Origin of the sequence: Rhodococcus sp. ARC_M6 (assembly GCF_022810305.1) — a bacterium.
In the GTDB taxonomy this organism is placed as follows: Bacteria; Actinomycetota; Actinomycetes; order Mycobacteriales; family Mycobacteriaceae; genus Rhodococcus_F.
The window spans coordinates 42,407-49,710 of sequence record NZ_JALGQH010000038.1 but is presented as its reverse complement, the minus strand read 5'-3'; the positions used below and the strand labels follow the sequence as shown (position 1 = coordinate 49,710).

Genomic DNA, 7,304 nt, shown 5'->3' with positions numbered 1-7,304 from the left:
CATCACGGAACTGCACAGTGCCCACAGCATCAGCCGGAGTCACCGTCGCCGTCAGATCAACAGCCACATCCGTCGTCGCAGCAGCCGGAACAGCCAGCGCCAAAGACGTTTCCACATCAACCGGAGCTGAAGCGATATTGATGGTCGCGAGTGGACCGGCACCAGCATTCAGCGCGGCCGTGCCCTTTGCATCACGAGGCGTGCACCGGGTCGGGGCCCACTGCGTACCCAAAAGGCTCGCCTTTGCGAGCTGGGTACTGTAGTTCTTATCGTTACCGTAGGTAGCGGCATCACCGGCAGTTCGGATCTTCGGCTGAATCACACCGGATGTGCCCGCGACCATTGTGACGTCGATGGCCGGCATCCGAAACCAGCTGTCGCCGTTGGCATTTGTCGTTCCATCGAGATTCTTCTTCGTCTTAGGCGCGCGGATTCCACCTTCAGAGTTTGTACTGTTCGAGGCACCATTTCCGATCACCTGGTTGCCACCCGAGATTCGAAGGAACGGACCCGCAGCATCTTCGACTCCGGCATCGTTAATGCGGATCACGCTTGGCGCAACATTTTCCAGATTGAATGCGCTTCCTGGCACGATCGCTGCACTGACGAAGGTGGCATTGGTCGGCACGTCGAAGTCGTTTTTCAAGCGCGACAGGTTGGTAGTCGTGGCGCCCGAATCCGAGTTCGGATAAGACTGACCGTTGGATTGCATTCGGATGGTGAAGGTTTCACCGGGTGCAACCGATGCCGGAGCATCGACGGTGACAGAACTTGTCGTCACTTTGTCGACGGTGACCAGAGCCTTTGCTTGGCATGACGTCGAGAAGTTGAATTGGCTTTGGACTGCGGAGGCAGGGGTTCCGACCAGGAGCATTCCGGCTACCAGCGCGGTACCCGATATGGGCACCATGTAGCGGCGGAGTAACGGAGTTGGCATGAGCAATTCCTTCGAAAGGGGTGGCAGGGGGTAGCCGTGGGTCCTTATCGATCGCGCGATGGTCACACCATAATCACGATTACTGGAACTGGTATCAGTTTTAGAAAAAAATTGAACACACGACCAGGACGTTCGTCCTGCTAACTTTCAGTTTCGGCGAAATGCCGCCCGCAAATCGTGTGCAACTCACCTGTTGCCTGTAACTCCTTGTCGCACCGAAAACTTCGGGAAAGGTTAAGTTGAACCGGATGTTCACCACCAAAAGACGCCTTACACGGGAAGAACACCGGCACTCGGACTGGTGAGGGCAATCCTCACAAACGTTGAGGCGCAGCCAGGACATCGGTAACCGGATTCACTTTGGTTCGAAACAAACTTTGAGACTTCTTCAGGATCGACCCAGAAATTCACACCTGGCCGGGGCCGTGACAAAGAGGCCGGGGCCGTGACAGAAATTCCTGCCACGGCCCCGGCCGCATGTCGCTGTAATTAGTGTCGAGTATGTGTCAGCAAAGAACGTCCGTGCCCACGAAGGGCACCAACGCCGCAGGCACTCGAACGGTGCCGTCAGCCTGCTGGTGATTTTCGAGGATCGACACGATCCACCGCGTCGTAGCCAAAGTGCCGTTGAGAGTTGCGGCCGTCTGAGGCTTGCCGTTCTCGTCGCGGTACCGAACGCCGAGCCTCCGGGCCTGGAAGGTGGTGCAGTTGGACGTCGAAGTCAGCTCGCGGTAAGCCTGCTGCGTCGGAACCCACGCTTCGCAGTCGAACTTACGGGCAGCCGAGGAACCGAGATCTCCGCCGGCGACGTCGATGACGCGGTACGGAATTTCCATGGCGTCCAACATGTCCCGCTCCCAACCGAGGAGACGCTGATGCTCGGCGTCGGCATCCTCCGGTCGGCAGTAGGTGAACATTTCGACCTTGTCGAACTGGTGGACGCGGATGATGCCACGCGTGTCCTTGCCGTAGCTGCCGGCTTCGCGGCGGAAGCACGAGGACCAACCGGCGTAACGCTTCGGGCCTTCGTTCAGTTCGAGAATCTCACCCGAGTGGTAGCCGGCCATTGGAACCTCAGAGGTGCCGACGAGGTAAAGGTCGTCTTCCTCGAGGTGGTAGATCTCGTCCGCGTGAGCGCCGAGGAAGCCGGTACCGGCCATGATCTCGGGGCGCACGAGCACCGGCGGAATCATCATCGTGAAACCGTTGGCGACGGCCTTCTGCGCAGCGAGCTGCAGCAATCCGAGTTGGAGGAGAGCTCCGTAGCCGGTCATGAAGTAGAAACGCGAACCGGAAACCTTCGCGCCTCGCTCCATGTCGATGAGTTTCAGCGATTCACCGAGTTCGAGATGATCTTTGGGCTCGAAGTCGAACGTGGGGATCTCACCGACATGTTCGAGAACTATGTAATCGTCTTCGCCACCGGCCGGGGCACCGTCCTGGACGATGTTCGAGATCGCGCGATGCGCGGCGTCGAGTGCAGCCTGCGCGGCATGCTGCGTGGCTTCTGCTTCCTTGACCTTGGCGGCGAGCTCTTTGGAACCCTCGAGCAGCGCCGGACGCTCCTCCGGAGTTGCCTGCCCGACCTTCTTACCGAAGGCCTTCTGCTCGGCGCGGAGATTGTCTCCGGTCAACACAGCAGCGCGTCGGGACGCGTCGGCTTCCAGGAGGGCATCGACCAGTCCGGGATCTTCTCCACGGGTGCGCTGCGACTCGCGGACAATTTCGGGATTCTCGCGGAGGAACTTGAGGTCAATCACGACTAGGAACTTTACCCACTCTCCCCAGGTCGCCGACGGTCACGTCCACGCCGGCGCCAGGGAAAGTCAGGATTCCAGCAGGCTCAGATAGTCCTCGCGGCCAAACATGCGCGCTGCGTCGATCGCCGTCGGATGTCCACCGCGTGGGTCCGCTCCCCCGCTCACCAGCGCTTTCACCACCGCATCCTCACCTTTGAAGACGGCACCGGCGAGTGGTGTCTGGTTCTTGTCGTTGGCACGATTCACGTCCGCACCGCGCTCGATGAGAGCGACGACGGCGTCGGCGTGTCCGTGATATGCGGCCAACATCACCAGCGTGTCGCCACTCTCGTTGGTCAGATCGACCGGAATCCCGGCATCGACGTACGACGCCAAGGTGGCTGCGTCACCGGTGCGGGCCATGTCGAAAACTCGTCCGGCGAGTTCGATTGCGTCGGGATCCAGCGGGGTGTTGTCATCCATGACTACGAAAGTACAGATCACCGACACGAGCGTTTTGCGATGAAGGTTCGGAATCGCCGCGGAAGCAGGCATGATGGAATCGATGTCTGAAGACAAGTTCGAGATGCCGTCCGATCCCGCAGGCCCTTCGGGCTTGCCGGAGAAGAAAACTGTCTCCGCCAACCGAACCAGGCGCGTTCTGGCTGCGGTCGCCGTGGGTGCGGTTGTTGCTGCCATTGCGACAATCGCCATTTCCGGCGGGATGAGCCAGAACGACAAGCCCGCCGTCACCATCGGCGGGGGTGGCGCTCCGGCCACGGGTTCGGCCAACGAAAACGCCTTCACCTCGGCGGGAGCGGGCGATTGCCTGAATTGGACTCCCGCGACGGAGTCAGGCGGCGACCGCACCGACATGGCCAAGGTCGCTTGCGACAGCGTGCACCGTTTCGAAGTTGCCGGCCCTCTCGATCTGTCGGTCTTCCCGGGCGCCGAATTCGGTCCCGGATCGCGATACCCCGGGGCACTGCGGTTCGCGGAACTACGCGACGAGCACTGCACACCGATCGTCAACTCGTACCTCGGCTCGCGGTTCGACCCCAAGGGCAAGTTCAGCGTCGGCCTGATGTTCCCGAGCGAATCCGCGTGGTCGTCGGGTGACCGTTCGCTGCGATGTGGTCTCCAATTCTCGACGACGACGGGTGAGCTGCTGCCGTTCGCGGGCCGTGTCGCCGACCAGGACCAGTCGAATGTCTGGGACGTCGGCACCTGCATCGGAATCAATCTGAATCTGCCGACCGATCCCGTCGACTGCACGAGCCCACACGCCTACGAGGTCATCTCGGTCATCGACCTCGGCACGCAGTTTCCCGGCACCATGCCGTCGGTCGAAGATCAGGACCGGTACCTCGAAGGCGTCTGCACTCAGGCCGCCAACGAGTACTTGGGTTCTGCCGAAGCTTTGCGCAACAAGACACTGACCTTGTTCTGGGACAACATCGCGTTGGAAAGCTGGCTTGCCGGCAGCCGACGCGTCAACTGCTCCATCGGCAAGGAAGTCGAAACCGGCGGGTTCGCTGCCATCACCGGCAGCGCCAAGGGCGAGATTCTCATCAATGGCGTGGCTCCGGTCCCGCCTCCCGCAGCACCGGAAGGTCGGTCCTTGCCGACGCCGTTGCCCGGCGCAGCTCCTCCGTCGTAAATCATGACGGTAACCATGACAGCCGACCGGTTCGAGGACTTGGTCGGCGAAGCTCTCGATCTCATTCCGCCGGAATTGGCGAAGGCCATCGACAACGTCGTTGTGCTGGTCGAACCGCGTGACGAAGAGGAACCGGGACTGCTCGGGCTGTACCAGGGCATTGCTCTCACCGAGCGCGATTCTCAGTACGGCGGCTACCTGCCCGACACGGTCACCATCTATCGCGACGCGATTCTCGACATGTGCGAGTCCGAAGAAGAAGTGGTGCACGAGGTGGCGGTGACGGTCATTCACGAGATCGCCCACTATTTCGGAATCGAAGAGGATCGTCTGCACGAACTCGGCTGGGGCTAGGAAAAAACTCGTCCGTTTTCAAGGGAACCGATACGTGCCCGGACGCATCTAATCTGATGCGGGGCCCTTGTCTCGCACATTGGACTGTCTCGCACATTATTGGACCCGTCAACTAGGAGTTCGGCACTATGCACGTCGATCCTCACGCCCTCTTGGCAGCTGCCGCAGAACTCGAAGCGGCGTCGGAACGCTTGCGCGGAGTCGTTTCTACGACGCGTCCCGCCCGTCAGGTTCTGCCGGCCGGCTCTGAAGAGGTGTCCGCCAATGCCGCCAACTACTTCAATTCGACGTCCGAAAGCCTCACGTCGTCAGCGAGTCGTGCTGTCATCGAACTCGAGAATGCGGCCGCAACTCTTCGTAGACATGCCGCCGCCTACCAGCTCGAGGACCAGCGGACACAAGCGGATCTGGCTTCGGCACCAGTCTGAGCACACCGCGCTTCGGCAACAATTTTGCATTTGCAGTCAACTTCCTGGGGGGAAGAAAAATGGTCGGCATCACCGGTGTCATCTGGTATCCACGCGGCGCAGCGCCCAATTCGGCTGCCCTGATCGCCGGTGCTGGTCCGGTACCACTGACAGTTGCCGGCGACGCCTGGGCTGCTGTGGCAGCCGGACTCGGAGACACGGCGTCGACGGTCACGCGGGTGATGGCGAATCTACGAACCGGCTGGTCCGGTGATGCTGCTGACGCCGCGTTGACCAAGTTCGGCCCTTTTCAGGAGTGGGCCGCACAATCTGCAGCGCTCGCCCTGACAACCGGCGGTAAAGCGCAGGTTCAGGCGACGGCGTACACCGTCGCAGCCGTCATGATGCCGCCATTGCCGGAAATCATGGCAGTAGACACAGCCAAAATAGCCGCGTATTCCCTGGGTGGCGCGTTGACCGGTGCAGCTGCGGCTGCCGAGACTGCCGCGGAACTACTCAAGATACAAGCTGCGGCGGCTATGGAAACCTACGATTCCGCTTCAGCGCATCTTGCGGTTCGGCAAGAATTCAACCCTCCGCCGTCCATCGCCACCTCCGATATCGCCGCGCAAGATACCCGGCAAATTGCCATGGTGGGCCCGCCGCCGATCAGTGCCTTCATCGAGCCGGTTCGCACCGCCGCGGCGGCAATCGCATCAGTTGTGTCCAATCCGGCATTCGGCGCTGCCGTCTCTCAGGTCGGTACGGCTCTCGGTGGCACGGCTCTCGGCGGCGTCGCAGCTGCCACCAACGCTGCCGCCGCCGCTGGGACTACCGCCATTACCGCCGTCGGCGCCGTATCAGCCGGCGCGGGACTCGGGACTGGGCTGGGCACCGGCGCGGCCTCACCGCTGAGCTCACCACTGACTGCCCTCACCGGACTGGCCGGCGGTACCACCGGCAGGCATGCAGCGGCTACTACCGCCGCGGCTGCTGCGACCAGCCCCTTCGGTACAAGCTCTGCCGCCAACGGCGGAGTGGGCGCCGGCAGCTCCCCACGAGTCGATGGCGCCGCGAGCCAGATCACGCCGCGTGCCGCGTCAGCAACCCCTCCAGGCGCAGTCATGAACGCGGGCTCTGCCGACGCTCTCCGCACCGATACCGTCCGCGCCGATCCCGCACGCGCCTTGTCGGGATCCGGGTCCGCCCCGATGGGCGGCGGCCGTCATGCTGCAAAAACGGACGACGATTCCGAAGATCACGACACCCCGGACTACCTCAAACACTTCGAGCATTTCGCCGACGGCCGGACGATCATCCCATCGGTAATCGGCGCTGCCGATGAAGACGTTCAACCATGATTGACCTCGGGATATCAACCAGCACTGACGCTTTACCGCCTATCAGCGTGACGGCAGCCGAGATCGAATACACCCGCGAACGACTCGGACTCGATGTGCTACCGATCGTGCTCGGCGGGACCGCCCGCGTTCGTTCCACATCCGAACGTGAGTCGTCAATGCGCAGTGCTGCAATGTCATTGAGCGAACGCGGCCTACTTCCCGGCGGGGAGATCCATCATGACCTCGGCTCTAGACTGCAAGTGCTGACGCGACCGTCGTGGGAACTCGCAGTACGCGGTCAGGGCCCTGGAGCGATCGCCCGAGTATGCATCGCAGCAGATGAATCATTGTGCGTAGAAGCAACTTACAACGCAGTAGAAGGAATATTTACGCTCGGCAGCATCGACACCGGCCCCACCGATGCGATCGCGCGGACGGTGGGCCCGTCCAATGCCATGCCAATCGCCGTCATCAACGCACCGACGCAGGCACTGGCCGTCGCATTCGATATCGGTCCCGGTACAGAAGCAGTCGTCTCAGCACTTCTTCAGGCTGGTGTTCCGGCGACCGAGGCCGGTCAACTCGGCAGCGCCATCACCACGTGCACGGCATTTTACGAGATTGCCGGCATTCCACATGTACTCGATTCCGCGCACAGCCCGGTAGGAATCGTGACGGTCTACGACACCGCGTCTGGCCGCCTGGTCTCGTCGTTGAGCACTTCGGCCGACGGCACTGACTGGAGTTCGATCAGTTCCGGAACGCCAACTCGACTTCGCCAAGCAGTAAACATGCTGGTAGCGAATCTGGAAAGCTGCTTAGCGACCTCCCCCAGGTAACCTCGGGTAGTCCCCTCAACGCCCG

At 61.5% G+C, this 7,304-nt stretch carries 7 protein-coding genes and 1 pseudogene; 5 read left to right on the top strand and 3 right to left on the bottom strand.

Annotated features, from left to right (window positions below; genetic code table 11):
* The 3 genes and pseudogenes from MTX36_RS26500 to MTX36_RS26490 form a co-directional block, all read right to left on the bottom strand.
* Window positions 1–937, bottom strand: a pseudogene (locus MTX36_RS26500) (Ig-like domain repeat protein); the annotation flags it as partial.
* A gap of 506 nt (window positions 938–1,443) precedes the next feature.
* The gene (serS, locus tag MTX36_RS26495) at window positions 1,444–2,697 is read right to left on the bottom strand and encodes a serine--tRNA ligase (RefSeq protein WP_243622648.1); all 1,254 of its coding nucleotides are present in this window, start codon (window positions 2,695–2,697) and stop codon (window positions 1,444–1,446) included.
* Window positions 2,698–2,763: 66 nt separating this feature from the next.
* A complete protein-coding gene (locus MTX36_RS26490) occupies window positions 2,764–3,159 on the bottom strand; it encodes an ankyrin repeat domain-containing protein (protein WP_094274692.1) in 396 nt (131 codons plus the stop codon).
* A gap of 82 nt (window positions 3,160–3,241) precedes the next feature.
* Between MTX36_RS26490 and MTX36_RS26485 the strand changes: the two genes are divergently transcribed.
* From MTX36_RS26485 to MTX36_RS26465, 5 genes are all read left to right on the top strand, one after another.
* Window positions 3,242–4,336, top strand: a complete 1,095-nt coding sequence (locus tag MTX36_RS26485) for a septum formation family protein (RefSeq protein ID WP_243622647.1) — start codon at window positions 3,242–3,244, stop codon at window positions 4,334–4,336.
* A gap of 3 nt (window positions 4,337–4,339) precedes the next feature.
* Window positions 4,340–4,690 carry a metallopeptidase family protein gene (locus MTX36_RS26480; RefSeq protein ID WP_169635257.1) on the top strand — a complete coding sequence of 117 codons (351 nt, stop codon included), beginning with the start codon at window positions 4,340–4,342 and terminating at the stop codon, window positions 4,688–4,690.
* 128 nt (window positions 4,691–4,818) lie between these two features.
* Window positions 4,819–5,118 carry a PE domain-containing protein gene (locus MTX36_RS26475; protein WP_243622646.1) on the top strand — a complete coding sequence of 100 codons (300 nt, stop codon included), beginning with the start codon at window positions 4,819–4,821 and terminating at the stop codon, window positions 5,116–5,118.
* 59 nt (window positions 5,119–5,177) lie between these two features.
* Complete coding sequence (locus MTX36_RS26470) at window positions 5,178–6,458, top strand: PPE domain-containing protein (protein ID WP_243622645.1); 1,281 nt, start codon at window positions 5,178–5,180, stop codon at window positions 6,456–6,458.
* 47 nt (window positions 6,459–6,505) lie between these two features.
* Window positions 6,506–7,279 (top strand): ESX secretion-associated protein EspG, encoded by a 774-nt coding sequence (locus MTX36_RS26465; protein WP_243622644.1) that lies wholly within the window; start codon window positions 6,506–6,508, stop codon window positions 7,277–7,279.
* Window positions 7,280–7,304 lie beyond the last annotated feature (25 nt).